Origin of the sequence: Streptomyces sp. SLBN-118, from assembly GCF_006715635.1 — a bacterium.
Classification (GTDB): domain Bacteria; phylum Actinomycetota; class Actinomycetes; order Streptomycetales; family Streptomycetaceae; genus Streptomyces.
On record NZ_VFNP01000001.1, the window covers coordinates 1,063,341 to 1,086,529 of the forward strand.

Here is a 23,189-nt window from a genome sequence, read left to right on the forward strand (position 1 = left end):
ATGCGCCCATTCGCCTGGCGAGTGTTCACTCGGGAGACGGACAAAAAGCCGCGTCGAGCGGGCACCGGGCATATCCCATCGAAACATTCTGCATGGCCGGCAGAGAGGAGTCCGATCGTGTCGACGGCAACAGAGAAGGTGGTGGTGGTCGGCCAGGGGTATGTGGGTCTTCCACTCGCCGTTCGTGCAGTGGAAGCCGGGCGCAACGTCGTTGGTCTCGATGTGGACGAGATGCGCGTCAAGCGCCTGGCCGGGGGCGAGTCGTTCGCCGAGGACGTGACGTCGCCCCGCCTGCTGGCTGCCCTCAACTCGGGCCGCTATGCCCTGAGTACCGACTACGCCGACGCGGCAGACTTCGACGTCTGTGTCATCACGGTGCCCACGCCCCTGAAGGACGGTGCACCCGACCTGAGTTTCGTGGAGAGCGCCGCACAGGAAGTCTCCCAGTACCTGCGGCCGAACGCCACGGTGATCCTGGAGTCGACCACGTATCCCTGCACGACCGAACATGTGGTGTGCCCGATTCTTGAGGCGGGCAGCGGACTTCAGGCGGGCAAAGACTTCTTCCTCGGATACAGCCCGGAAAGAATCGACCCGGGAAACCCAACCTGGCGGCTGGAGAACACCCCCAAGGTGGTATCCGGTATGGACGAGGGCTCCCTGCGGCATGTCGAGCACTTCTACGCCGGCATCGTGGACCGTACTGTCCCGGTCAGCTCACCGCGCACGGCCGAGCTGACCAAGCTCCTGGAGAACACCTTCCGCCATGTCAACATCGCCCTCGTCAACGAGCTCGCGATGTTCTGCAAACCGCTCGGCATCGACATCTGGGAAGTGATCGACGCGGCGTCGACGAAGCCTTTCGGCTACATGCGCTTTCTGCCCGGTCCCGGGGTCGGCGGACATTGCCTGCCCATCGACCCCTCCTACCTCTCGTGGCAGGTCAAGCAGACGCTGCGGCACGACTTCCGCTTCGTGGCACTGGCCAACGACATCAACAGCCATATGCCCGACCATGTGGTGTTGCGCGTTTCCAGAGGGCTCAACGCCCGACGCAAGCCGGTCAACGGAAGCCAGATTCTGGTCCTCGGCCTCGCCTACAAGAGGAACACCGGCGACATCCGGGAGTCCCCTTCCGTCGCGGTGGCTCTCGGACTGAGGAACATGGGCGCTCACGTCCTCGCGGTGGAACCGTATGTAGACCCTCGTCAGCTCCCCGAGGACATTCTGTGCGTCGAACTCACGGAGGAACAAGTGGCGGCTGCCGATGCCGTGGTCATTGCCACCGACCACGACTCCTTCGACTACGCCATGGTCGAGCGTGTCGCCGACTACGTATTCGACGCTTGTAATCGGTGCCGTGTGGAAACAGTTGAGCGTCTCTGAAGGCCGCCGGTGCACTCCATTGGGGTACGAAAAGTCGAGTGCACATGCCATGCGCCCCAAATCCCTGAGCCTGCTCCTAGGCTGACTGCTCACTCACTTGCTCCGACTGGGGAATGACCTTGGATCTGCGCGACTACCTACGAGTCCTTTCCCGTCGATGGCATGTCATCGCCGTCGTGACCGTGCTGGGGACGGTGGCGGGCGTCCTGGCGAGTGTCCTCGTCACACCGGAGTACCGGGCCACGACCACGCTCTTCGTATCCCTCCAGGCCGACACCGACACCTCCCAGCTCAACCAGGGCAACTCGTTCGCCCAGGCCAGAGTGCAGTCCTATGCCGGTGTGGCGCAGAGCCCCGAGGTGACAGGACCGGTCGTGAAAGCCCTCCGGCTCGAGATGACCCCGGCCCAGCTCGCCGACCGGATCGAGGCCGAGGCCCCGCTCAACACGGTTCTGGTCCGCCTGACCGTAACCGACACCCACGCGGCACGAGCGGCCCAGATCAGCAACGCGGTCGCTCACCGCTTTGCCGACGTGATCAGGAAGCTGGAGCGCCCCGAGTCGAAGAAGGGCAAGCTCGCGCCCTCCCCGGTACGGCTCACCGTGACGCACCCCGCCACCGTGCCGACGGCGCCGTCGTCCCCGAACACCGCGGTCAATGTTGCCCTGGGCCTGGCGGTGGGCCTGCTGCTCGGGCTGGGGCTGGGTGTCGCACTGGAGACAGTGGACACGTCGATGCGTGACTCCAAGGCCCTCGCCGAGTGCCTGGCAGGCGCTGGGGGGCCCGCCGTGCTGTCCAGCATCGTGCAGGACCCGCGAGCCACGCGGCAACCGATCTCCCTGCGCGACGACGCGCACAGTCCTCGCGCCGAGGGCTTCCGGAAGCTTCGGGTCAACCTTCAGTTCGCGGAGGTGGACAAGCGGCCGAAGGTGATCGCTGTCACGAGCCCGCTGCCCCGTGAGGGGAAGAGCAGCGTGTCGGTCAACCTGGCTGCCACGCTGGCCGAAGAAGGGGCAAAGGTATGTCTGATCGACTGCGACCTGCGCCGTCCATCGGTCGCTCCGGCCCTCGGCCTGGTCAGGGACGCCGGGCTCACCACAGTTCTGGTGGGCCAGGCCGAACTGCATGAAGTACTCCAGTCGGCCGGCACCTTCTCGGTGCTCGCCAGCGGGAGGATCCCTCCCAACCCGACGCAGCTTCTCGGAAGCACCTACTTCGCCTCCCTGCTGCGCACTCTTGCCGGGCAGTTCGACCATGTCGTGGTGGACACGGCTCCGGTACTTCCCTTCGCCGACACCACAGCGATGGCACCCGCCATCGACGGCTACCTGCTCGTGGCGCGCGCCGGGCGGACGAACCGGAGTCAGGTCACCGACGCCCTGCGCATGCTCGAACGGGTCAATGTCCCTGTGCTGGGAGCCGTATTGAACGCCGCTCCGGTCCGCGGGGAGGGCGACGCACACGCCTACGCCTACAGCTACCGGCCCAAGCAGGACACGACAGCCCGGCTCTCCGCGCTGGTGTCGTCGCGGTTGGCGGCGGTGGTCCCCGGCCGAGGGCCGGCCGACAAACAGCCCGGAGCGCGGGTGCCGTCCAAGACACGTTCGTAGAACCGGTCGGGCGTGCCTCATGCGTCGTGCATCGAAGGGCCCCGTCGTGGACGTGGTCGCGGCCCTGGTCAGTGGACTGCTCGTCGCCTCGTGTGCGACGGGAAACGGAGCCGGGGTGGTCGGCCGGGGCACAGCTGGGCGGGCCACCACAGGGACCGAGCAGTTGCGGGCCGAGGTCGTCGAGACGCTGCCCCACGACCCGAAGGCCTTCACCCAGGGCCTGGAGATGACCGAAGGCGGCACGCTGTACGAGAGCACGGGCGTGGTCGGACAGTCCTCGGTCCGGGCGGGTCCCCTCGACGGGTTTCCGGCAGTCCGCGCCACGTTGCCCCGGCCGCTGTTCGGCGAGGGGATCACCGTCATGGGCCCCACGCTGTGGCAACTCACCTGGCGGAACGGCCTGGCGGTGGAACGGGACGCGAGGACGCTGGCCGAGCTGCGCAGGGTCTCGTACGGGGACGAAGGCTGGGGCCTGTGCCACCAGCGGCATCCCGACCGGCTGGTGACGAGCAACGGCTCCTCTCGGCTCACCTTCCGGGACCCCCGGACACTCGCGAAAACAGGAGAGGTTGTGGTCACCGCCCGTGGGCGCCCCGTGGGGAGCCTGAACGAGCTCGAATGCGTCGGTGAGCTCGTGTACGCCAACGTCTGGCCGTCGGACCGGATCATGCGCATCGATGGGAACACCGGACTGGTCACCGGGGAAATTGACGCCGCGGGGCTGCTCACGACTGAGGAGGCTGACCGAGCAGATGTCCTGAACGGCATCGCGGCCGTTCCCGGCACCGGCCAGTTCCTGCTCACCGGCAAGTGGTGGCCCAAGATGTTCCGGGTCGCCTTCGTTCCCCGTTGACGCACGCCGCCGGCCGTTGCTCGGTCCCCGAGCGGGCAGTGGGTCAGTTTCCGGCCGCCCCGGCCCACAGGTGGTGCATCGCGTACGAGCGCCACGGCCGCCAGCTCCGAACATCCCCCGTCTGCGCCTGCACCGCCGCGTCGTCCGGCAGCAGCACATCCGGGTCCCCCAGCGCCCGCATGCGGATATAGGCCGCCGTCCCCGCGCCGATGCCCGGCAGGGTGAGCAGCTGCCGTTCTGCCTCGTCCCTGTCGGCACCCGGGTCGAGGATCAGCGAGCCGTCGGCGAGGGCGGTCGCCAGGTTGCGCAGCTCGCTAGGGGGTGTCTTTCGGATCTTGCCGGGCTCGCGTGCCCTGGCACGGCACCTCGCTGCGTTGTCGTCAGTCGCCGACGCTCCGCGTGGGCTCCTTCCTCCGCCTTGCGATGCACCACGCCAGACCCCGCTCACTGATCCGGCCTGATCCAAAAGACACCCCCTGGGCTCCGCAGCCGCCAAGTCCTCGGCGCGGGGGAAGAGATGTGTCAGCCCGCCGCTCGGCTCGGGCAGCCTCTGTCCGTACGCCGCGACGATCTCGTCGCAGAGCTCCCGCCGGCCCAGCACGGCCCGTACCGCGAGCTCGTGCGGATCGGCCGTGCCCGGCGCGCGCAGGCCGGGGCGCGCCGCGACCAGGGGAGCCAGAGCCGGGTCTGTGCCGAGGCGTTCGGCGACCGAGCAGGGGTCGGCGTCCAGGTCGAAGAGGCAGCGCATCCGCTGGGTGGCGGTCGTCAGATCCCGCAGTTCCGTGAGGTGCAGCCGGCACTCCAACCAGCCGCCCGCGCCCGGCTGTTCACCGACCTCGGCGATTCCGGATCCGCCGGGCAGCCGCAGAGTACGCCGGTAGCTTCGGGAGCCGCGCTCGCCGACGACCTCCTCGACACCGGTGACGGCCCGCGCGGCGAGGTAGTCGAAGACCTCCGCCGAGGCGTACGGACCGCGGTAGGCAAGCCGCAGTGGCACTCCGGCGGCGCCGTTGGCCGGGGCGACGGGGCCGAAGCGCGAGCCGCGGCCGGGCCGGGTCGAGCGCAGTTCGCTGGGGGTGGCCGCGTAGATCTCGCGGATGGTGTCGTTGAACTGCCGCACGCTCGCGAATCCCGAGGCGAAGGCGATCTCCGCCGCCTGCAGGTTGGTCGTCTGGAGCAGTACGCGTGCGGTGTGGCCGCGCTGGGCCCGGGCAAGGGCGATGGGGCCCGCGCCGAGCTCGGCGTTCAGCTGGCGCTGTACCTGGCGGGCGCTGTAGCCCAGCCGGTCGGCCAGGCCCGCGACGCCCTCCCGGTCCACGATCCCGTCGCCGATCAGCCGCACGGCCCGGCCGACGACATCGGCGCGGGCGTTCCATTCGGCGGAGCCCGGCACGGCGTCGGGGCGACAGCGGCGGCAGGCCCGGAATCCGGCACCCTGGGCGGCTGCGGCCGTCCGGTAGAAGGTCACGTTCTGGCGCTTGGGCGTGATCGCGGGACAGCTGGGGCGGCAGTAGATCCCGGTGGTGGACACGGCGAAGAAGAACACCCCGTCGAACCGGGCGTCCCTGCTGCTCACCGCCTCGTACCTGCTGTCCTCCTTGGTCATACGGCCAGTATGGGCACCGTGCGGGGCCGGGGCTGGCGGAAATCGGACATGACGTTCGACGCGGAGAAGTGCTGCGCTCGTTGCCGCCGGGAAGCTGCCCTGAGAGCGCGAACCGGTCCGTCGCCCGGCGCGGTTCATCACCGAACGGCGGACACCGGCGATGTCCTGGGAATCTCACCCTGCCGGGTCCTGTGCCCCAACGGCGGTGCTGGGCCTGGCAGTTGAGTGCGTTGAGGGGCCGCCATGCGGGCTGCGCGAGACCCGCGGGCGTGCAGTGCGACGGCCACGCCCGGCAGTCGTCGACAGGCGGACGCATGGCGCGCCCCCGGGGTGCGCGAGGATGCATGGTGTCCGGATGCCGCCGGGCCATGATGGACGGACGCTGGAGACATGGCCGTACACCCACCGATCGTTGTACACAGGATCTCCCCGTCGGGCGGCCGCCGGGTCACGGTGCGGGATCAGATCATGGGGCTCGCCCACTCCGACGACCAACTGCTGGAGTTCCTCCGCCGGGCCGGGCTCCCCGACGCGGACAGTCTGCTCGACGACCCGACCTGGATCGAGTGGGTGGGCGACCGGCCCCACGAGTACGACCCCCTGGAACTCATGCCGTGAACTGCCCCGAGGGCATTGTCAGTGCCTCGCGAGATGCTTGACGGTCCGACACCTTTCCAAGGGGGCACCGACATGACCGAATCCGAGCTCGCCGCGGCACAGGCGTACGTACGACTGCTGCAGACCATCCGGGCCGTCCTCTCCGAGACGGAACAGCCGCTGCTCACCCTCCCGCTGCTCACCGCCCCGATCGCCGAGGCGGACGAGGCGCTGGACGCTCTCGGCATGGCGGGCAACGAGGCCGAGTTCTTCCATCTGGTGACCAGGCTCCAACCGGCGCTGCGCGAGGACAGGCGGGTTTCCTGAGCGCGGGGCCCCGGATCGGGAGGCCTCCTCCCGCGCTGCCATATGCCCTGGTCAGGCATGGCGTGGCCCTACAGCGGGCTGCCCCGGGACCGTAGCCCCGGGGCAGCCCGTCCACCTGGCCGCGGACTTACCGTCCGGACGGCCTGTTCGTGGACGGCCTGTTCGTCTGGTCGGCGGCCTTCTGCACGGCCTCCTGGGTCCTGCCGGCGATCTGCTCGCCACGCCCCTCCGCCTGCATGCCGCGGTCGCCCATGGCCTTGCCGGTGGTTTCCTTCATCCGACCCTTGACCTGCTTGGCCTTGGCCTTTGCCTTACCCATGTCATGTCCTTTCGGGTTTTCGGGTGTGGCGTGGAATGCCGTAACCACATTGCGCCCATCGCTCAAAGTACGCAACTGAACACTTAGCGTGACAATTTGGTGGATCTTGCTCGCTCCGCCACCTGCTCCACGGCTCAGCCGCCGAACTCCGGCACAAACGCCGCGCAGAACGCCTTCAGATCGGCCGGTTTGCGGCTCGTGATCAGCGTTGCCGGGGCGGCGCGGCAGACCGCGACCTCCTCGTCGACCCAGATCCCGCCCGCGTTGCGGATATCGGTCCGCAGGCTGGGCCACGAGGTCAGCGTCCGACGGCGGACCACATCCGCCTCCACCAGCGTCCAGGGGGCGTGGCATATCGCGGCCACGGGCTTGGCGAGGCCGAAGCAGCGTTTGACGAACGCGACAGCCGCCTCGTCCATCCGCAGTGCGTCAGGATTGGCGACGCCTCCGGGAAGCACCAGGCCGTCGTAGTCCTCTGCACTGCTTTCGGCGACCGTCCGGTCGACGGCAAAGGTGTCGGCCCTGCCGAGGTGACGGAAGGCCTGCACCCGCCCGGGCTTCGTCGACAGCAGCTCCGGCTCTCCACCGGCTTCGAGGACGGCCTGCCACGCCTCGGTCAGCTCGATCTGTTCGACCCCCTGGGGGGCCATGAGAAACGCCACTCTCATGGGGCTCACGTCCTTTCGCGCGTCGTCGCCCATAGGGGACTCGGACGCCGGGTTCCCACAGCCCGGCGGAGTATCCCCGGCCAAGCCCCGGGCCGGTCACCCGCAACTCGGCGGCGAGCCATGGTCCGCACGGACACATGCCGACCGGGCGGCCGAGTCGAAGGCGTACAAAGCGGCAGCTGACGACCTGCCCCAAGGACAGGCCGTCAGCCGCTCACGCCCTCAGCGAAGCAGCGCGCCGACACGCTCGCAATCCGAACCATTACGCACTGCAACCACCGCCCGATCGCCGGGGACGGCACCGTTTCGCCGGCCCGGCCCGGGCGGGTTGCTGCCCGGATGCGCCTCAACTTGCTCGATTCCGCAGGGCACTTTGGGCACATCGTCGTAACCTGGTAACAATTACCCTCCCAAGCCTGGGGGAGATCATGGAACTCGCTTTCCTCAAGCCGCTCTTCGACCGTCCAGGCCCTTGGGCCTCCGTCTACATCGACACCTCGCGCGCGACCGAGGAGGCCGCGAAGGTCCAGAAACTCCGTGAGCGCTATGTCGCCGCGCAGCTCATCGACGCGGGCGCCGACGCCTACACCGTCAGGGCGGTGATCGACAGGCTCTCTCACGAGCCGGTGTCCTGGGCGCCCCCCGGCCGGGCGATCTTCGCCGCCGGCGCCGAGGTCGTGCTCGACCTACGGCTCGCTGTCTCTCCCCCCGACACCGAGGCGAGCTGGTCGATCCTGCCCCACGTCGCGCCGCTCGCAGGCCTGCGTGGCGACGAACCCCCTTGCCTGGTCGCGTACATCGACCGGACCGGCGCCGATCTGGAACTGCGCGACGCACTCCGCCGCGAGACCCTGGGCCAGGCCAACGGCAAGGAGTGGCGGGGCCGAGGGCATCGCAGCATTCCCGCCGACCGTTACGAGTGGCACTACCGGAACAAGGTCGAGAACAGCTGGAACGAAACCGCCGACATCATCGCGGGCGAGATCGCGAAGCAGTGGCGCGAAAGCGACGCCCGGCTGCTGGTCCTGACCGGAGACACCCGCGAGCGCAGGGCCGTGCACAACCGGCTGCCCGAGCAGATCCGGGCCGCTGCCGTGGAGGCCGAGAGCGGCAGCAGGTCGCCGGGCGCCTCCAAGAGCGTGCTCGACGGGCAGATCGCCGAGGCCTGCGAGGCGTACGCGCGCGACCGGCTCCAGAGGGCCCTGGAGCGCTTCCGTATCGGCCGCGGCCGCCCGGGCGAGCACCGCACAGCCTCGGTCGACACGGGGCGCGGAGAGGCCGCGGAAGGGGTTCCGGCAGTGGTGGACGCGGCCCGCAGCCACCAGGTGGCCACGCTCCTGCTCGCGCAGGACGCGTCGGACGCGGCTCGCGACGTCTGGATCGGCCCCGGCGTGGACGATGTTGCCGTACAGCGCGGCCAGGCACAGGCGATGGGCGTCGCCAAGCCCGTACAGGCACGCGCGGACGACGCGCTGCTGCGGGCGGCCGCGGCGGCCGACGCAGAGGTGCTGCTCGTGCCTCAGGGGATGCACGGTCCGGCGGGCGGACTGGGTGCGGTGCTGCGCTGGAGTACGCCCTGACTTCCGCTGAACCAACGCATAAGGTCGTGCCGGATTCCTCCGGCACGACCTCGTCGCGGTCAACTCACTCGTGCCGCCAGGTATGCCACGGGCGCGTGATCCGCTCCCGGAAGGAGTGGTGCGAGGGGTTCCTGCCGTAGTGCTTCAGCACCCAGAGCTGCCCGTCGGCGAACTCCTCGGTGGCGTCCGAGCACTCCCCGCACACCGCGCACTCCATCGCGTACGTCGTTGCTCGGCGTCCGGCTCACGGTCGGGCTCCAGGGTCCACGCCTCGTGCCGGATCACTGAGCGCGTACTCATCCTCGTACCTCCCCGCCCAGCTCGGCCCACACCCGCTTGCCCCACGGCAGCTGCTCGGTTCCCCAGTCCCTGGCCAGCGTCCCCACGAGGGCCAAGCCGCGACCGTCCTCGTCCCCGGTGTTCGTCTCCCTGCGTACCGGAGACACCTTCGAGAGGTCCACGACGCCGATACGCACGCATGCCGTCCCCGGGCGGTCGATGACGACCCGGATGGATTCTCTCCGCGCATGCTGGACGGCATTGGACACCAGCTCGGAGATGATCAGGGCTCCGTCCTCGGCCAGGTCGTCCAGTCCCCAGACGGACAGGGCGACGCGCACCAGGCGCCGGGCGGTGGCGGCGCTCTCGGGCTCTCGCGGCAGGGTCTCGCTGTACCCGGGGTGCCCAGTCGGACGGGCCCGGGTTGTAGGTTGCGGCATGTCGGTCTGCTTCCTCAGATCGGCCGAGCCCCGGGGCCGGTCGCACGGCCGCCGGGGCGCTGTCCGTTCATGTAAGCGACATGCCGGGAACGCTGACAGGGGCGCAACGTCCCACTTTCACCCCGCTATTCGCCAACCCCCAGGAACTCGGCCAACGGCCGGAGTCCCGGCGGGTGGTTGGGGAGCGCCCACAGATCGCGCACGATGGCCACGGCCAATGTGTGGTGCTGCATCCACGTCGGCGCCACTCGGCGCAGGGACTCCAGGGTCTTCACTGCTCCGGCCGCGTCCCCGATGTCCGTGTGGGCTCGGGCCACGTCCAGCAGCAGCCACGTCCGCCAGGACGGCGGGGTGTCCTTGCTCAGCCGCATCCCCTTGGCCAGCGCCAAGGCGTCCTGCGGGTGCCCGTACTGGACTGCGAGCCGGACGCGTTCGATGCGGACCGATGACGGGCTGAAGACGCTGACCATACGGTTGTCGCTGCCCTCGGGCAGCTTCGAGACTCGTGCGGCTTCCTTCTCTGCCGTCTCCATCATCGCCGCCGCGCGCTCGTAGTCGCCGCTTCGCGCGGCCGACGTGGCGGCGCTCATGGTCAGCGCGCCCCACACCTTCAGGCCGTCGGCTGTCTCGTCACGACCAGCGTCGACCATGTCGTCGGCGGCACGGAGGGCGATGCTCAGTGCGTCTTCGAGGCGCCCCTGCCGCTGGTAGGTCCACGCCGCGGAGTTCACGATCATCGGTAGAAGCAGTGGATCGGAGGACTCTCCCGCCGCGTCTATGGCGCGCTCCAGGCTCGTCAGCGCAAGGTCCGTCTTGCCCATCCGCACGGCGACGTGTCCGGCGAGCTGAAGCGCCTTGCCCAGGGCTGCGAATCCGGCCCTGCGGTCGTCGTCGTTGCCCGAGGCCGTGGCAGTGCGCGCATCCGAGAGCAAGTCCGGCAGCGCCTTCATCACCGTGTCGAACTCGGCGGCGTGGTACTGCGTCCAGCCGTCCGCGATCTGCTCGCGGAGACGGTCCAGCGAGAAGTCAGGCCCTGGCGGCTGCGGCTCCGGCCCCCAGAGCACAGGCATGATGGCGCGGCGCACCGCTACGAAGCGCGGTCCGTCGTTCTCGCCTGTGGAGGACACCGCAGGCGGGTCGCCCAGAAGCGTGGTCAGCTCCACACCGAGGCCGTTCGCCAACGCGTGCAGCGTGGGGAGGCGTGCCGAGTGCTTCCGCCCTTGTTCGAGTTGACGGATCACATCGACGGACACATTGGAGCGCTCGGCCAGTTCCTCTTGCGTCAGGGAGGCCAGACGGCGCAGGCGGCGCAGGGTCCGTCCCAGATCTTCGTTTGCCACGCTGCCACGGTACGCCGCCACGATATCGAGGGAACGCCGCCGAAGGTGCCGGCAGAGACGCCTTCGTCGGGTCATTCGCGTACAGCGTCCACAGAAGACAACTGTCGGTCCTCCAGCCGTGCGACCAAGGCTTATTGCCCCGCGAGGCGCTGAGACGACGGCCCCGGAAACGATCGAGGGCCCTGTTTCACCGAAGTGAAACAAGGCCCTGACCTGGGCTCGAAGCCCTGTTGCACCGTCGGGACGACAGGATTTGAACCTGCGACCCCTTGACCCCCAGTCAAGTGCGCTACCAAGCTGCGCCACGTCCCGTTGCGCGATTCCTCCCGGTTTCCCGGTTGAGCGCGCAGGAGAACACTACCTCACAGCGCCGGACCGCCCGACGCGCGGCCTGCGGTCATTCGCTCCCGGCCGCCGAGTGGGACGTCGGGGAGTCGACTGGTCCGGACGAATTCCAGCCAGGCGTGCGCACATCGAGTCGTAGCTCCTCGGGCATGACCTCCTGGCCGCAGTGGCGGCAGCTGTGGACCAGGTCCAGCTCGTCGCCGCAGGAGTGGCCGAAGACGGCGGGTGGCTCGTCGACGAGCCACCGGTCGCCCTACGCGCGCAGCGTGGTCAGCACCACGAGCAGGTCCCTCCCCGGCTCGGTGAGGTGGTACTCGAAGCGCGGAGGGTACTCGCTTTACTGCCGCCGGGTGAGGACACCGACGGACTCAAGATGACGCAGACGCGCGGTGAGGACATCGCGGGGAGCGCCGGTGACGCGTGCGATCGCGGCGAAGCGGCGGTTGCCGAAGCTGATCTCCCGCACCGCGAGGAGCGACCACTTCTCGCCGACGGCCTGGAGCGGGCGGCGATCGAGCAGGGCCGGCCACGCGAGTCCGGGGCGCGTGCGGGGAGCGTGCGGTCCTCGGTGGTGCGTGCCTTCATGCCACTGGGTTGCCACGTCCAACTCACTCCCTGCCGTCCGTTGCCGCTCCCGCGCGGGGGGACAATCGATACGTGGACAAGGCACGCAGGGACCGCGACGCCGAAGGGCGCGCCCGCAACGCACGGCCTCGCGACGGGCTGGGGCGCCCCCTCCCGTACGGGGCAGAGGGAGTGGAACGTCAGCCTGAAGGCATCGTCCGCACCGCCGGCCAGAGCCTCGCCGATGCGCAGCGGCTGCTCGACGCGGGCATGCCCTTCCACGCCCACGAGGTCTTCGAGGACGCCTGGAAGACCGGGCCCGAGGCGGAGCGCGAGCTGTGGCGCGGACTCGCGCAGCTGGCGGTGGGGCTCACGCATGCCGCGCGCGGCAATGCGGCGGGCGGCGGGCGGCTGCTGCTGCGTGGCGCGGACCGGATCTCCGGCTATCGCGATCCGTACGCCATCGATGTGGCCGGTCTGACGGCCTGGGCTCGGGGGCTCGCGGCCCGGCTCGACGGACCGGTGGACGCCGTCGCGGAGGCTCCCCGGCTGACCTCAGTCCCGTAGCAGCACGACCTCGAGCGTGCGGGGACCATGGACGCCCTCGACCCGGTCGAGCTCGATGTCACTGGTGGCCGAGGGACCGGAGATCCAGGTCAGCGGGCGCGTCGGGTCGATCCGCGGCATGGCCTGCGGTACGGAGGCGACGACCTGCCCGGGGGCTCGTACGACGCAGATGTGCAGGTCCACAACGAGCGTCAGCGCCCGGCGTCCCTGCGCGGGTCCCGCGTCCAGGACGATCGTGCCGGTCTCGGCGATCGCCAGGGCGCAGCCGGTCACCACGGCGTCGATGGCGTCGAGCTCGTACGCAGTGAGCGGACCCTCGTCGGTGCGCGGTTCGGCGCTCGTGTCCGTGAGCCACGCTGCGGGCAGCCCCTCCGGTACGGCGACCGACCTCGCGCCGTGCGTGTCGAGCAACTCGGCGATGAGGGCGGGCAGTTCGTCTTCCGTGGCACGGTGCACAATCGCCCGGTAGTCGGCGAGATTCTCGTGCAGCAGATCGAGGATCGCGGCCGGATCGTCCGGGGTGTGGGTGGTGAGGTAGTCGCGGGCGGGCTCGGGCGTCTCGGGGGCGTCGGCCACGGCCGCACGGACCCGGGCGAGGATGCTCTCGCGTGAGGCGCTCATGTGCGGTTCTTCTTCCCGTTCGTCCGGTTCTTCTTCCACCAGTCACGGAAGGACTGGGCCGGCAGCTCGGGCAGTTCCCTGGCCGCGGTCCACGGGCCTGCGCCCGGGAGTGTCCTCGGATGCAGTCTGCGGGTCCTGGCGGCGGCCTTCTCCCCGGCGGCGAGCGCGGCCGGATGGTCGAGGACCCAGCCCGCCGCCTTGATCGCCGCCCTTTCCACGCGGTGTCCCTTGCCGCCCTGGTCCGCGACCTTCTCCCGGAGGTGGACAAGGACTTCGGGGATGTCGATGGCGACCGGGCACACCTCGTAGCAGGCGCCGCACAGCGAGGACGCGTACGGCAGCGAGGCGTCGATCTCGCTCTGGATTCCCCGCAGCTGGGGGGAGAGGATGGCGCCGATCGGGCCGGGGTAGACGGAGCCGTAGGCATGGCCGCCGGCCCGCTCGTACACCGGGCAGACGTTCAGGCAGGCCGAGCAGCGGATGCAGCGCAGCGCCTGGCGGCCGACCTCGTCGGCGAGCGAATCGGTTCTGCCGTTGTCGAGCAGGACCAGATGGAAGGTCCCCGGTCCGTCCGCGTCGGCGGTTCCCGTCCACATCGACGTGTACGGGTTCATGCGCTCAGCGGTCGAGGAGCGTGGCAGGGTCTGCAGGAAGACCTCCAGATCGCGCCAGGTGGGGACCACCTTCTCGATGCCGACGACGGAGATCAGGGTCTCGGGGAGGGTCAGGCACATCCGGCCGTTGCCCTCGGACTCGAAGACGACGATGGTGCCGGTCTCGGCGACCATGAAATTGGCGCCGGAGACGCCGACCTTCGCGCGCAGGAATTTCTCCCGCAGATGCAGGCGTGCTGCTTCGGCGAGGTCGGCGGGAGCTTCGGTCAGTCCCTCCGGGGCCGCTCTGCCCCAACTGCCCATTTCCTTGCGGAAGATGTCGCGGATTTCGCCGCGATTGCGGTGGATCGCCGGGACGAGGATGTGCGACGGACGGTCGTGGCCGAGCTGCACGATGAGTTCGGCGAGGTCGGTCTCGTACGCGGCGATGCCCTCGGCCTCCAGCGCTTCGTTGAGGCCGATCTCCTGGGTGGCCATCGACTTGACCTTGACGACTTCGTTCTGGCCCGTCGCCTTGACCAGATCGGCGACGATGCGATTGGCCTCGGCGGCATCGGCCGCCCAGTGGACGGTGCCCCCGGCCGCGGTGACCGACGCCTCCAACTGCTCCAGATAGCGGTCGAGATGGCGGAGCGTGTGGTTCTTGATCTGCTTGCCCGCTTCGCGCAGCCGCGCCCAGTCCTCCAGCTCCGCCACGGCTTTTGCCCGCTTGTCGCGGATGGTGTGGGTCGCGTGGCGCAGATTGGCGCGCAGCGTCACATCCTGGACGGCGTCCCTGGCGGCCCTGGGGAAGGACGGCATACCGAGATATGTACCGCTCACGGAAGGGGCTCCTCCTCGGTGCAGGCCAGGATGTCGGCGATGTGCAGGGCGCGCTGCGGGGCGTCCTGACGGCGCAGAATGCCGCCGATGTGCATCAGACAGGAGTTGTCGACGGCGCACAGCACATCGGCGCCCGTGGCCAGCGCGTTGCGGGCCTTGTCCTGGCCCATGGCGGCGGAGACGTCGGCGTTCTTGACGGCGAAGGTTCCGCCGAAGCCGCAGCACTCTTCCGCGACGGGCAGCTCCCGCAGCTCCAGGCCCTTGACCGCTTCGAGGAGTCTGCGCGGCCGGTCCCCCAGGCCAAGGGCCCGCAATCCGTGGCAGGTGGGGTGGTAGGTGACGGTGTGCGGGAAGAAGGCGCCGACATCCGTGACACCCAGGACGTCGACCAGGAACTCGGTGAGTTCGTACGTACGGGCGGGGAGCGCCGTCTCCCCGAACTTCGGATAGTGCTCGCGCACCATCGCCGCGCACGACCCCGACGGCGTGACGACATATTCGTAACCCTGGAAGGCCTGTGCCGTGCGCCGCACCAGGGGCTCGGTCTCCCGCCGGTAGCCGGTGTTGTACTGCGGCTGTCCGCAACAGGTCTGCCCGGCCGGGAAGTCCACCTCCACACCCAGCCGTTCCAGGAGTCTGACGGTCGCGATGCCCGTGGCCGGATACACCGCGTCGTTGACGCAGGTGACGAAGAGTGCGACACGCATGGTCGGAGGATATGCCGCGACCGGCGGCCCTCGGAAGCCTGCGCGATCAGCCGGACGAGGGGTGTCCCGCATAATCGGTGGGGTGAGAAAGCTCTATGTGATCGGCATCGGAGCGGGCGACCCCGACCAGCTGACCTTGCAGGCGGTCAAGGCCCTGAACAAGGCGGATGCGTTCTTCATCCTCGACAAGGGCGAGGAGAAGTCGGATCTGATCCGGCTGCGGCGGGACATTCTCGACGCCCATGTCGAGAACCGCGCCTATCGTCTGATCGAGGCGCGCGACCCGGAGCGGGACCGGGAAACATCGGACTACTCCCCCGCTGTCGACGACTGGCGCCGCCGCCGTGCCGATCTGTACGAGCGGTTCATCGCCGAGGAGCTGGGTGATGAGGAGTGCGGTGCGTTTCTGGTGTGGGGCGATCCCGCGCTGTACGACTCCACGCTCGCTGTCCTCGAGGAGATCCTGGAGCGGGGCACGGTCACCTTCGACCATGAGGTGGTGCCCGGCGTCAGCAGCGTCTCGTCACTGCTGGCCCGGCATCGCACGGGCCTGAACCGGGTGGGCCGCGCGGTGCAGATCACCACGGGCCGCCGGCTCGCCGAGGGCTGGCCGGAGGGCGTGGACGACGTCGTGGTGATGCTCGACGCGCGGCAGGCGTTCACCCGCCATCTCGACCAGGACCTCTACATCTACTGGGGCGCCTACGTGGGCACGGAGGACGAGATCCTGGTCTCGGGCAGACTCGCGGAGGTGTCCGGGCGGATCGAGGAGCTGCGGGCCGAGGCGCGGGCACGGAAGGGCTGGATCATGGACACCTATCTGCTGCGGCGCGGCTGACGGACTCCCGTCCCCGGCCCTGCTTCGCCGCGGGGTTCAGCTGTCGGCGCTGCCCTCGGTGCGCAGTTGCTCGGCTGCTTCCCGGTAGGCCTCGGCGGCGCGGGCGAAGTAGTCGAAAAGGGCGTCGAGCTGCTCGGGCGAGTATCCGCCGAGGATCTCGCCGATCTTCTGCCGGGCGGGAGCCATGACGCGGTCGAGGTCGGCGGGGCTGCTGACCGGCTCGACGATGACCTTGCGCCGGTCGCCGGGATCGGCTGCGCGGCGGACGTAGCCCGCCCGCTCCAGCCGGTCGATCAGCCGGGTGGTCGGCCCTGTCGTCAGTCCGGTGCGAGCGCCCAGTTCACCGGGGGTCATCGCCCCCGCCAGCTGCAGGATGTTGAGCGCGTACAGGTCGGTGGCCCCGAGGTCACAGGCTCTGGCGCTCGCGTGGCCGTGCAGCATCACCGCGCTCAGATACTGGCGGTAGATCTGGCTCGCGTCGGGTCGCATGGCCGGCGTTGACACGGGCTCCTCCGTTCCCTAATCTCTTCTCCAAGGAAGAGAAATCCTCAAGGAAGAAACTTCTTCAAAGAAGTTACCACGAGAGGTGAACCATGACTGCCGTCAGCACCGTGCCGTCCGATCAGGCCGCCGGACCGACCGTCACCCCGACCACGAACATCCCCGTGGACCACGGCCGCGGCGACGACCGCGACCACAGCGCGATCCGTGCGCTCCTCGAGCAAAGCCGCGCCGCCTGGAACCGCGGCGACGGAACCGCCTACGGCGAGCAGTTCACCGCGGACGCCACCGACGTGACCTTCGTCGGCACGGCCTACCACGGGGGCCAGGACATCGGCCGCGCCCACCAGGCCCTGTTCGACAGCTTCCTCAAAGGAACCCGGCTGACCATCGAGATTGTCGACATCCGCCTCTACGGTCCCGACACCGCCGTTGTCCTCACCCGCGGCGACGTGCACAAGGGCGAAGCGAAGAGGCTCGGCAAACTCGCGACATACACCGTCGTCCGCGGGGAGGACGGCCGCTGGCGGATCGCCGCCGTCCAGAAGACCCGGCGCAGGGGCCTGATGGAGGCAATCTCGTTCAGGCTCCAGCCCGCGACCAGGCCTGCCGCGCACTGAACTGCGCCCAGCACCCATCGATCCGGAGCAATACTCGCCGCGGTTGCGCGCAACCTCACCAGGCGAGATGCAGCGCCTCTGGCGAACGGTGGATGAGCGTCGGCCGCATCACGGTCGGCGGCCTGTCCTCGTCGAGCCGCAGACCGGGGAGCCGGCGGGCGAACAACTCAAGGGTCAGGCGCAGTTGTTCGCGGGCCAGCTGAGATCCGGGGCAGCCGTGCGCGCCATGGCCGAAGGCCACATGCTGCCGTGAGAGCGGCCGGGTGATGTCGAAGACCTCCGGCCGGTCGTAGCGCTCCTCGTCACGGTTGGCCGATCCGTACGCCACGAACACCGTGGCCCCGGCGGGGAGATCGGTACCGGCGATGGTGACAGGCCGGGTGGTCGTACGCCGGAAGCCCTGGACCGCGGTGTCGTACCGCGCCGCTTCCTCGACCGCGGCAGGGATCAGCTCCGGCTCCGCGCACAGCAGTTCCCACTGCCGCCGGTCGCGCAGCAGATGCAGCAGCGTCGAACCGATGAGGGCCGTGGTGGTCAGATGCCCGGCGATCAGGAAGTTCTGGAGGTTGGACACCAGCTCGTGGCGCTGATCGAGAGTGAGCTCGCCACTTCCGGGCGCGAGCGCGGTGACCATCCCGGTCAGCAGATCGTCGCGCGGGCCCTGCCGGCGCTCGCGTATGTAGTGGTCCAGCATCTTCTGGAGGGCGACGATGTCCTCGGCTGCGGCGATCTGCCTGTCTGGGTCCATCGGCCGGAACAGCAGTTCTTCGGCGCGGTAGCCGCCGTGCACCGCGAGCGGAACATCCACCGGGTCGAAGCCGATGAGGCGGCCTATGACCTGGCCGGGTAACTGACGCGCGTACGCCGCGATCAGCTCGACCCGGCCGTTCGCCTCGAAGCCGTCGACGCCTGCGAAACCGTCGACGAGCGCCCCGGCGCACTCGGCTGCGTACGGGACGAGCGCGGCGATCCGCCCGGCGGACAGGCCGCGGTTGAGCGGGGCACGGTGGCGCTGATGGGCCGGACCGTCCGTCGAGACGACGGTGGGCCGTTTGCCGAAGCCCTTGGACAGCACTTCCAGGGCGGCGGGCGAGGGCATCACATCGGGGAGCAGGGCGCGTACGGACGAGAACTCCTCGGACCGCCGCAGGACTTCACGTACATCCGCGTCCCGGGCGACGAGCCAGGCGTCGAGCTCGGGAACAAAGGTCAGGCCCTCGGTCCGGCGTGCCTGCGCGTAGAGCGCATAGGGATCGCGTTGCAGCCCGTCGAGCCTGGCGTGATCTTTGCTCGGCATGCGGCGCCTCCGGGTGACTCCGGGTCGGGAGGGATCTGGGCGGTGGGCACGCTTGTTCGTCCGGCCATCGTGCCCCAGCCCTGCCATGCCCGAAAGGGTCCCTCGGTCGCCCCTCGGTCAGTACGGTCCGCGAGGATCGCGAGGATGATCGTGATCGCGCCGCCGGCGATCGTCTGAGGCGCCACGAGGGCCGTTGCGGGGCGAGGCGAGGCCGGTTCCCGGCCGATGGCGATGCCCATGCCAGGAAGGGGGCTTGCCCGGAAAACCGGAGAGGCCGTACCGGAAGACTCCGATACGACCTCTGACCTGCATAAACGCTGGTCGGGACGACAGGATTTGAACCTGCGACCCCTTGACCCCCAGTCAAGTGCGCTACCAAGCTGCGCCACGTCCCGGTGCCCGTCTGACCTGGGGTTTCCCCCGGCCGAACGCGCATGAGAACAATACCGCACTTCGACCGGTGGTCACGAACCGCTTTCACCTGGGCGGGCTCGACCTCGATCAGAGTCGAGGCCGCACGGTGAGTGACATGACAAACACAGTGGTCACCTCCGACCACGACGTCCAGAACCTGCACCGGCTGATGGTGCCGGTCGGGCGACCCTTCGACCAGGTGAAGCCCGACCTCTGAGCGGCGGCGGTCTCACCCATATGCCGCCGGTGACGTGGCTGCACTCGACACCCTCGACGGCTGGACGGCCCATGTGCCCCGCCACCCGGACGAGGCGGATGCGCTGCGCAAGGGGGCGTGGCGGGCTCGCGGTCGGACCACTGCGTGGGGGCACCTCCCACGGCCGCCAGGCCGTAGAAGGGAGGCCGGGCAGGGGAAAGCACCGCAGGCACCCCCGCGCCCCGACTGGAGCACCGTCCGAAACGGCGCCCCACGCCACGAGGGCGCAGGGCGTGCGCCCGTGCGCCCCCTTACATGCCTCGTGCGCCGGTCAGCGCCCCAGTACGCTGGCACTGCGGACCCCCGCGCCCGCCCACGGTGCCCACATGCGTTCTTTTCGGCCCAAGTCCGTGCCGTATAGGTTCTTCCGGTGCGCCAGGATGTCCCAGATGCGCATATCTCGGACTCACACCTGTCCCTCAGTGCCATGTGCCCACCAAACCTTTGCCGTTGGCATGTGGCAGAAAGAGGTACAGGGGGAATGCCGTACGACAGGACCGGACAAGCCCGTACCACGCGATACACATCCTCAACCAAACGTCAACGGCCTTCGTTTCAGCCAAAGTTGGTATCGATCTTGTGCCGCCGAAAAACGATCAACACCATGATGTGGTCGGCCTGTTCGGGACGAGACCACTGCCGATGCACCACCTGCTCGAACAACTGCCCGAGCAGGCGTTTCGCAGAGGAGGACTCGCGATGGACGGATATTTCGCCAGTCGACTTCATCACCAATTACGCGATCGTGTGCGCGAGTTCGCCGAGACCGAGGTACGTCCGAGGATCCCGGCGATGGAGACCGCTCGGTCGGTCCACCGCGAACTGTCCCGGCTGATAGCCCGGCAGGGCTGGCTCGGCGCCACGATCAGCAAGGAACACGGAGGCATGGGGGTCGGGCATCTGGCCAAGACCATCATCATCGAGGAATTGTCCAGGGTCAGTGGGGCGATGGGCGCGATGGTGCAGGCCTCGCAGCTCGGCGTCGCCAAAATTGTCCACTTCGGCAGCGACGAGCAGAAGAAGACATGGCTCCCCGCCATCGCCTCAGGCGACTGTCTGCCGACGATCGCCGTCACCGAACCCGAGTCCGGCGGCCACGTGCTGGGCATGAGCGCCACGGCCGTACGGGACGGCGACGACTACATTCTCAATGGCCGAAAGGTGTATGTGGGCAATAGCCACGTCGGCGATCTGCACGGAGTCGTGGTGCGGACCGCTCCCGGTTCCAAGGGGCTGACGGCCTTTCTCGTGGAATCGGACCGGCCCGGGTTCGCCGTCGGCGAGCAGCGGCCCACCATGGGGCTGCACGGCTTCAGTTTCGGCGAACTTCACTTCAACAACTGCCGCGTGCCTGCGCCGAACCGGCTCGGCGAGGAGGGTGACGGCCTGGCCGTGGCGTACTCCTCCAGCGTCCTGTACGGACGGGCCAACCTCACCGCCGTCTCACTCGGCATCCATCAGGCGATCCTTGAGGAGACCTCGCGCTTCTGCGCCGAGCGCCACCGCTACGGCAACCCCTTGCACCATCTGCCCACGATCAAGCTGAAGCTGGGGAAAATGCAGTCGCGGCTGATGACTGCCCGGCTCGCCGCGTATCACGCCGTGAATCTGCTCGACCGGGGTCTGCCGTGCGACGCCGAGCTGATGAACGCGAAGCTCGTCAATGTCGAGTCGGCGATCGACACCGCGCGCAGCGCCATGGAGGTGCATGCCGCGGCCGGGCTCTTCACCGACCGTCCCATCGAACGGTATCTGCGGGACGCGCTCCATATGTTCGCCCCCGCGGGCACCTCCGACATCCAGCTCCTGCGCCTCGCGGAGGTGGCGCTGGGTACGGAGAAGGGCGATTGGTCGGACCGGCTGTCCGAGGCAGTGAGACTGGAACCGGCGGTCTGACCCCTTGGTTCCCGCCCCGGACCCCGCGCCTCAGACGCCGACGGGGGCTTGAATTTCCGCCCACCAGGCAGAAATTCAAGCCCCCGTCCGGCGCTCCAGGTCCCGCCCGAAGGACGTACCCAGCGCCTGGGTTCCTAGGAAGTGCCTAGATCCTGCCGTCCTCCCGGCGGTGGATCTGTTCTATCAGCTCCGCCGCCAGCGACTTGATCGTCTCCAGACCCGCGCGCCCCCACGGCCGCGGCTCCGTGTCCACAACACAGATCGTGCCCAGGGCGATCCCTGTCCGGTCTATCAGCGGCGCCCCGAGATAGGAGCGGATGCCGATCTCGTCGACGACCGGATTGCCCGCGAACCTCGGATAGTCGCAGACGTCCTCGAGGACGAGGGCTTTGCGCCGTACGACCACATGCGGGCAGTAGCCGTGGTCGCGGGCCATGAAACGGCTGACCCCGCCGTCCCCTCCCCCGGCCGCCGCGCCCGGATCGCTGCCGGCGTGCGTCCCGGAGGGGGTGTGCAGACCGGCGAAAAACTGCTGGTTCTCGTCAATGAAGTTGACCATCGAGTACGGCGCCCCGGTCACCTCCGCGAGCTTGTGCGCGAACTCGTCGAACGCGGGGTCCGGCCGGTCCCCGAAGCCGAGCTGGCGCAGCCGCTGCACGCGGACGGGCGCCTCGCGGTCGATGGGGGTCAGCAGCAGATGGCCGGTTGGGTCGTACGTCATGTATGTGCTCCGTAGCTCGGGGCCGGCGCGGCCGGCGCCGGGACGGTGGTGAGCAGATGCTGGACGAGGGTGACCAGTGTCCTTATCCCCGAGCTGGCGATACGTGCGTCGCACAGGACGACCGGCACCTCCGGCTTGAGGTCGATCGCGGCCCGTACCTCTTCCGGTTCATAGCGGTAGGCGCCGTCGAACTCGTTGACGGCGACGACGAATCGGATGCCGCGCCGCTCGAAGAAGTCCACGGCCGAGAAGGAGTCCTCGAGTCGGCGGGTGTCGGCGAGCACAACGGCTCCGAGGGCGCCCTGGGAGAGCTCGTCCCACATGAACCAGAAGCGCTCCTGGCCGGGTGTGCCGAACAGATAGAGCACATGGCTCCGGTCGAGCGTGATCCGGCCGAAGTCCATGGCCACCGTCGTGGTGGTCTTGGACTCGATGCCGTCGAGCTTGTCGGTCGACACGCTGACCTGGGTCAGCAGTTCTTCCGTACTGAGGGGTTCGATCTCGCTGACCGCCCCCACAAACGTCGTTTTGCCGACTCCGAATCCGCCCGCGACCAGGATCTTCAGAGCAGTCGGGAAGAGGTCGTCCACGTCAGAGCCGCCGTCGTAGGCCATCGAGCACCGCCTCCAGCAAAGAACGGTCCGTGAGTGAGTCGTTGCAGCGCGGCGCCCGTGCGGTGACGGCGCCGCAGTCCACGAGATCGGAGAGCAGCACCTTGGTGACGACCGCCGGGAGCCTGAGATGCGCGGAGATCTCGGCCACCGACGTCGGCCCGTCGCACAGGTCGAGCGCCGTGGCGTGCTCGGGGCCCAAGTGCGTCTGCGGCACGGTCCCGGTGGCCATCACAAGGGAGAGCAGGTCCAGCGCGGCCGTCGGACGGGTACGGCCGCCGCTCACCGTGTAAGGACGGATGAGACGGCCGGCCGCGTCGTCGAGCAGCGGCCCGTCCTTGGGGGACGGCACGCTCATTGCCCCGCGGCACTAGGTGCCCCCGCCGAATGTCTGGCGGGTGTGGTCAGATACGGCCGTACGCTCTTGACCAGCATCGCCATCTCGTATCCGAGGACCGCGGCGTCCGCCTCCCGCCCGGCGAGCACGGCGAGACAGGTGCCGGAGCCCGCGGTGGAGACGAACAGCAGGGTCGAGTCCAGCTCCACCACGACCTGGCGCACCTCTCCCCCGTCGCCGAAGCGCGCTCCGGCGCTGCGGCCCAGGGAGTAGAGGCCGGAGGCGAGCGCCGCCATGTGGTCGGCGCTGTCGGGGTCCAGGCCGTGCACGGATTTCACCAGCCCGTCGGAGGAGAGCAGGACCGCGTTCCGGGTGTACGGCACACGCTGGACCAGACCGCTGAGCAGCCAGTCGAGGTCCGAGGTATGGCCGTTCGGCACGTCGCTCACCATG

Annotated in this window: 27 protein-coding genes, 2 tRNA genes and 1 pseudogene; 11 read left to right on the top strand and 19 right to left on the bottom strand. The window is 69.0% G+C overall.

Annotated elements, in window-relative coordinates:
• Nucleotides 1-114 precede the first annotated feature (114 nt).
• From FBY35_RS04945 to FBY35_RS04955, 3 genes are all read left to right on the top strand, one after another.
• A complete protein-coding gene (locus tag FBY35_RS04945; RefSeq protein ID WP_399208344.1) occupies nt 115-1,386 on the top strand; it encodes a nucleotide sugar dehydrogenase in 1,272 nt (423 codons plus the stop codon).
• Nucleotides 1,387-1,499: 113 nt separating this feature from the next.
• The gene (locus FBY35_RS04950; protein WP_142212609.1) at nt 1,500-2,996 is read left to right on the top strand and encodes a polysaccharide biosynthesis tyrosine autokinase; all 1,497 of its coding nucleotides are present in this window, start codon (nt 1,500-1,502) and stop codon (nt 2,994-2,996) included.
• Nucleotides 2,997-3,015: 19 nt separating this feature from the next.
• Nucleotides 3,016-3,849, top strand: a complete 834-nt coding sequence (locus FBY35_RS04955; RefSeq protein WP_142212610.1) for a glutaminyl-peptide cyclotransferase — start codon at nt 3,016-3,018, stop codon at nt 3,847-3,849.
• A gap of 43 nt (nt 3,850-3,892) precedes the next feature.
• On the opposite strand, the gene FBY35_RS04960 is transcribed toward FBY35_RS04955, so the two are convergent.
• The gene (locus FBY35_RS04960; RefSeq protein WP_142212611.1) at nt 3,893-5,455 is read right to left on the bottom strand and encodes a DNA-3-methyladenine glycosylase 2 family protein; all 1,563 of its coding nucleotides are present in this window, start codon (nt 5,453-5,455) and stop codon (nt 3,893-3,895) included.
• Nucleotides 5,456-5,845: 390 nt separating this feature from the next.
• Between FBY35_RS04960 and FBY35_RS04965 the strand changes: the two genes are divergently transcribed.
• Nucleotides 5,846-6,073 carry a hypothetical protein gene (locus FBY35_RS04965; protein ID WP_142212612.1) on the top strand — a complete coding sequence of 76 codons (228 nt, stop codon included), beginning with the start codon at nt 5,846-5,848 and terminating at the stop codon, nt 6,071-6,073.
• 72 nt (nt 6,074-6,145) lie between these two features.
• Nucleotides 6,146-6,379 carry a hypothetical protein gene (locus tag FBY35_RS04970; protein WP_142212613.1) on the top strand — a complete coding sequence of 78 codons (234 nt, stop codon included), beginning with the start codon at nt 6,146-6,148 and terminating at the stop codon, nt 6,377-6,379.
• Nucleotides 6,380-6,506: 127 nt separating this feature from the next.
• Here FBY35_RS04970 and FBY35_RS04975 read toward each other — a convergent pair whose 3' ends face one another.
• Together FBY35_RS04975 and FBY35_RS04980 are read right to left on the bottom strand one after the other, a co-directional pair.
• On the bottom strand, nt 6,507-6,698 hold the full coding sequence (locus FBY35_RS04975; protein WP_142212614.1) for a CsbD family protein: 192 nt from the start codon (nt 6,696-6,698) through the stop codon (nt 6,507-6,509).
• A gap of 134 nt (nt 6,699-6,832) precedes the next feature.
• Complete coding sequence (locus tag FBY35_RS04980) at nt 6,833-7,366, bottom strand: type 1 glutamine amidotransferase domain-containing protein (RefSeq protein WP_142212615.1); 534 nt, start codon at nt 7,364-7,366, stop codon at nt 6,833-6,835.
• Between the two features lie 428 nt (nt 7,367-7,794).
• On the opposite strand from FBY35_RS04980, the gene FBY35_RS04985 reads away from it, so the two are divergent.
• Complete coding sequence (locus FBY35_RS04985) at nt 7,795-8,946, top strand: hypothetical protein (RefSeq protein WP_142212616.1); 1,152 nt, start codon at nt 7,795-7,797, stop codon at nt 8,944-8,946.
• Nucleotides 8,947-9,010: 64 nt separating this feature from the next.
• On the opposite strand, the gene FBY35_RS36905 is transcribed toward FBY35_RS04985, so the two are convergent.
• From FBY35_RS36905 to FBY35_RS37700, 5 genes are all read right to left on the bottom strand, one after another.
• Nucleotides 9,011-9,163, bottom strand: a complete 153-nt coding sequence (locus FBY35_RS36905) for a hypothetical protein (protein ID WP_260848516.1) — start codon at nt 9,161-9,163, stop codon at nt 9,011-9,013.
• Nucleotides 9,164-9,242: 79 nt separating this feature from the next.
• Nucleotides 9,243-9,665 carry an ATP-binding protein gene (locus tag FBY35_RS04995; RefSeq protein WP_142212617.1) on the bottom strand — a complete coding sequence of 141 codons (423 nt, stop codon included), beginning with the start codon at nt 9,663-9,665 and terminating at the stop codon, nt 9,243-9,245.
• Nucleotides 9,666-9,790: 125 nt separating this feature from the next.
• On the bottom strand, nt 9,791-11,005 hold the full coding sequence (locus FBY35_RS05000; protein ID WP_160159228.1) for a helix-turn-helix domain-containing protein: 1,215 nt from the start codon (nt 11,003-11,005) through the stop codon (nt 9,791-9,793).
• A gap of 238 nt (nt 11,006-11,243) precedes the next feature.
• Nucleotides 11,244-11,317 (bottom strand) — tRNA-Pro (locus tag FBY35_RS05005).
• A 370-nt stretch (nt 11,318-11,687) separates the two neighbouring features.
• Complete coding sequence (locus tag FBY35_RS37700; RefSeq protein WP_313904645.1) at nt 11,688-11,951, bottom strand: winged helix-turn-helix transcriptional regulator; 264 nt, start codon at nt 11,949-11,951, stop codon at nt 11,688-11,690.
• 56 nt (nt 11,952-12,007) lie between these two features.
• Between FBY35_RS37700 and FBY35_RS05015 the strand changes: the two genes are divergently transcribed.
• A complete protein-coding gene (locus FBY35_RS05015; RefSeq protein ID WP_142212619.1) occupies nt 12,008-12,481 on the top strand; it encodes a DUF309 domain-containing protein in 474 nt (157 codons plus the stop codon).
• On the opposite strand, the gene FBY35_RS05020 is transcribed toward FBY35_RS05015, so the two are convergent.
• The 3 genes from FBY35_RS05020 to FBY35_RS05030 are packed head-to-tail and all read right to left on the bottom strand — an operon-like array spanning nt 12,470 to nt 15,245.
• Nucleotides 12,470-13,102, bottom strand: coding sequence for an LUD domain-containing protein (locus FBY35_RS05020; RefSeq protein ID WP_142212620.1), 633 nt, complete (start codon nt 13,100-13,102; stop codon nt 12,470-12,472). The genes FBY35_RS05015 and FBY35_RS05020 overlap by 12 nt on opposite strands.
• Nucleotides 13,099-14,538 (bottom strand): LutB/LldF family L-lactate oxidation iron-sulfur protein, encoded by a 1,440-nt coding sequence (locus tag FBY35_RS05025; protein WP_142212621.1) that lies wholly within the window; start codon nt 14,536-14,538, stop codon nt 13,099-13,101. The genes FBY35_RS05020 and FBY35_RS05025 overlap by 4 nt, the downstream gene beginning before the upstream one ends.
• On the bottom strand, nt 14,535-15,245 hold the full coding sequence (locus tag FBY35_RS05030) for a (Fe-S)-binding protein (protein ID WP_142212622.1): 711 nt from the start codon (nt 15,243-15,245) through the stop codon (nt 14,535-14,537). Before FBY35_RS05030 ends, FBY35_RS05025 begins: the two co-directional genes overlap by 4 nt.
• A gap of 82 nt (nt 15,246-15,327) precedes the next feature.
• On the opposite strand from FBY35_RS05030, the gene cobF reads away from it, so the two are divergent.
• Nucleotides 15,328-16,083 carry a precorrin-6A synthase (deacetylating) gene (cobF, locus tag FBY35_RS05035; protein WP_142212623.1) on the top strand — a complete coding sequence of 252 codons (756 nt, stop codon included), beginning with the start codon at nt 15,328-15,330 and terminating at the stop codon, nt 16,081-16,083.
• A 36-nt stretch (nt 16,084-16,119) separates the two neighbouring features.
• Here the strand turns inward: cobF and FBY35_RS05040 are convergent, their stop codons facing one another.
• Nucleotides 16,120-16,587: a MarR family winged helix-turn-helix transcriptional regulator gene (locus FBY35_RS05040; RefSeq protein ID WP_399208233.1), complete on the bottom strand. Its 468-nt coding sequence runs from the start codon at nt 16,585-16,587 to the stop codon at nt 16,120-16,122.
• 89 nt (nt 16,588-16,676) lie between these two features.
• Here FBY35_RS05040 and FBY35_RS05045 point away from each other — a divergent pair, with 89 nt between their 5' ends.
• Nucleotides 16,677-17,204, top strand: a complete 528-nt coding sequence (locus FBY35_RS05045; protein WP_142212624.1) for an SgcJ/EcaC family oxidoreductase — start codon at nt 16,677-16,679, stop codon at nt 17,202-17,204.
• Nucleotides 17,205-17,259: 55 nt separating this feature from the next.
• Here FBY35_RS05045 and FBY35_RS05050 read toward each other — a convergent pair whose 3' ends face one another.
• Together FBY35_RS05050 and FBY35_RS05055 are read right to left on the bottom strand one after the other, a co-directional pair.
• Nucleotides 17,260-18,501 carry a cytochrome P450 gene (locus FBY35_RS05050; RefSeq protein WP_142212625.1) on the bottom strand — a complete coding sequence of 414 codons (1,242 nt, stop codon included), beginning with the start codon at nt 18,499-18,501 and terminating at the stop codon, nt 17,260-17,262.
• Between the two features lie 318 nt (nt 18,502-18,819).
• Nucleotides 18,820-18,896: transfer RNA gene (locus FBY35_RS05055), tRNA-Pro, on the bottom strand.
• Nucleotides 18,897-19,137: 241 nt separating this feature from the next.
• On the opposite strand from FBY35_RS05055, the pseudogene FBY35_RS36910 reads away from it, so the two are divergent.
• Nucleotides 19,138-19,239: pseudogene (locus FBY35_RS36910) on the top strand (transketolase); the annotation flags it as partial.
• Nucleotides 19,240-19,726: 487 nt separating this feature from the next.
• On the opposite strand, the gene FBY35_RS36355 reads toward FBY35_RS36910, so the two are convergent.
• A complete protein-coding gene (locus FBY35_RS36355; protein WP_186357008.1) occupies nt 19,727-19,906 on the bottom strand; it encodes a hypothetical protein in 180 nt (59 codons plus the stop codon).
• On the opposite strand from FBY35_RS36355, the gene FBY35_RS05065 reads away from it, so the two are divergent.
• The gene (locus FBY35_RS05065) at nt 19,871-21,067 is read left to right on the top strand and encodes an acyl-CoA dehydrogenase family protein (protein WP_142212626.1); all 1,197 of its coding nucleotides are present in this window, start codon (nt 19,871-19,873) and stop codon (nt 21,065-21,067) included. The genes FBY35_RS36355 and FBY35_RS05065 overlap by 36 nt on opposite strands.
• A 145-nt stretch (nt 21,068-21,212) precedes the next feature.
• On the opposite strand, the gene FBY35_RS05070 is transcribed toward FBY35_RS05065, so the two are convergent.
• From FBY35_RS05070 to FBY35_RS05085, 4 genes are read right to left on the bottom strand one after another with little or no spacing between them, the layout of a single operon-like run.
• A complete protein-coding gene (locus FBY35_RS05070; protein ID WP_142212627.1) occupies nt 21,213-21,788 on the bottom strand; it encodes a GAF domain-containing protein in 576 nt (191 codons plus the stop codon).
• Nucleotides 21,785-22,402: an ATP/GTP-binding protein gene (locus FBY35_RS05075; protein ID WP_142212628.1), complete on the bottom strand. Its 618-nt coding sequence runs from the start codon at nt 22,400-22,402 to the stop codon at nt 21,785-21,787. Before FBY35_RS05075 ends, FBY35_RS05070 begins: the two co-directional genes overlap by 4 nt.
• Nucleotides 22,380-22,757, bottom strand: coding sequence for a DUF742 domain-containing protein (locus tag FBY35_RS05080; protein ID WP_142212629.1), 378 nt, complete (start codon nt 22,755-22,757; stop codon nt 22,380-22,382). Before FBY35_RS05080 ends, FBY35_RS05075 begins: the two co-directional genes overlap by 23 nt.
• Nucleotides 22,754-23,188: a roadblock/LC7 domain-containing protein gene (locus tag FBY35_RS05085; RefSeq protein WP_142212630.1), complete on the bottom strand. Its 435-nt coding sequence runs from the start codon at nt 23,186-23,188 to the stop codon at nt 22,754-22,756. The genes FBY35_RS05080 and FBY35_RS05085 overlap by 4 nt, the downstream gene beginning before the upstream one ends.
• Nucleotide 23,189: the final 1 nt, after the last annotated feature.

Bases quoted from the DNA above. Each gene is read 5' to 3' on its own strand.
- FBY35_RS04960 (WP_142212611.1), bottom strand. From the start codon at position 5,455: ATGACCAAGGAGGACAGCAGGTACGAGGCGGTGAGCAGCAGGGACGCC.
- FBY35_RS36905 (WP_260848516.1), bottom strand. From the start codon at position 9,163: ATGGAGTGCGCGGTGTGCGGGGAGTGCTCGGACGCCACCGAGGAGTTC.
- FBY35_RS04950 (WP_142212609.1), top strand. From the start codon at position 1,500: ATGACCTTGGATCTGCGCGACTACCTACGAGTCCTTTCCCGTCGATGG.
- FBY35_RS05085 (WP_142212630.1), bottom strand. From the start codon at position 23,188: ATGGTGAGCGACGTGCCGAACGGCCATACCTCGGACCTCGACTGGCTG.
- FBY35_RS04975 (WP_142212614.1), bottom strand. From the start codon at position 6,698: ATGGGTAAGGCAAAGGCCAAGGCCAAGCAGGTCAAGGGTCGGATGAAG.
- FBY35_RS05065 (WP_142212626.1), top strand. From the start codon at position 19,871: ATGGACGGATATTTCGCCAGTCGACTTCATCACCAATTACGCGATCGT.
- FBY35_RS04970 (WP_142212613.1), top strand. From the start codon at position 6,146: ATGACCGAATCCGAGCTCGCCGCGGCACAGGCGTACGTACGACTGCTG.
- FBY35_RS04980 (WP_142212615.1), bottom strand. From the start codon at position 7,366: ATGAGAGTGGCGTTTCTCATGGCCCCCCAGGGGGTCGAACAGATCGAG.
- FBY35_RS05070 (WP_142212627.1), bottom strand. From the start codon at position 21,788: ATGACGTACGACCCAACCGGCCATCTGCTGCTGACCCCCATCGACCGC.
- FBY35_RS04965 (WP_142212612.1), top strand. From the start codon at position 5,846: ATGGCCGTACACCCACCGATCGTTGTACACAGGATCTCCCCGTCGGGC.
- FBY35_RS05045 (WP_142212624.1), top strand. From the start codon at position 16,677: ATGACTGCCGTCAGCACCGTGCCGTCCGATCAGGCCGCCGGACCGACC.
- FBY35_RS05050 (WP_142212625.1), bottom strand. From the start codon at position 18,501: ATGCCGAGCAAAGATCACGCCAGGCTCGACGGGCTGCAACGCGATCCC.
- FBY35_RS05020 (WP_142212620.1), bottom strand. From the start codon at position 13,102: ATGAGCGCCTCACGCGAGAGCATCCTCGCCCGGGTCCGTGCGGCCGTG.
- FBY35_RS04995 (WP_142212617.1), bottom strand. From the start codon at position 9,665: ATGCCGCAACCTACAACCCGGGCCCGTCCGACTGGGCACCCCGGGTAC.
- FBY35_RS04955 (WP_142212610.1), top strand. From the start codon at position 3,016: ATGCGTCGTGCATCGAAGGGCCCCGTCGTGGACGTGGTCGCGGCCCTG.
- FBY35_RS05030 (WP_142212622.1), bottom strand. From the start codon at position 15,245: ATGCGTGTCGCACTCTTCGTCACCTGCGTCAACGACGCGGTGTATCCG.
- FBY35_RS04985 (WP_142212616.1), top strand. From the start codon at position 7,795: ATGGAACTCGCTTTCCTCAAGCCGCTCTTCGACCGTCCAGGCCCTTGG.
- FBY35_RS05075 (WP_142212628.1), bottom strand. From the start codon at position 22,402: ATGGCCTACGACGGCGGCTCTGACGTGGACGACCTCTTCCCGACTGCT.
- FBY35_RS05080 (WP_142212629.1), bottom strand. From the start codon at position 22,757: ATGAGCGTGCCGTCCCCCAAGGACGGGCCGCTGCTCGACGACGCGGCC.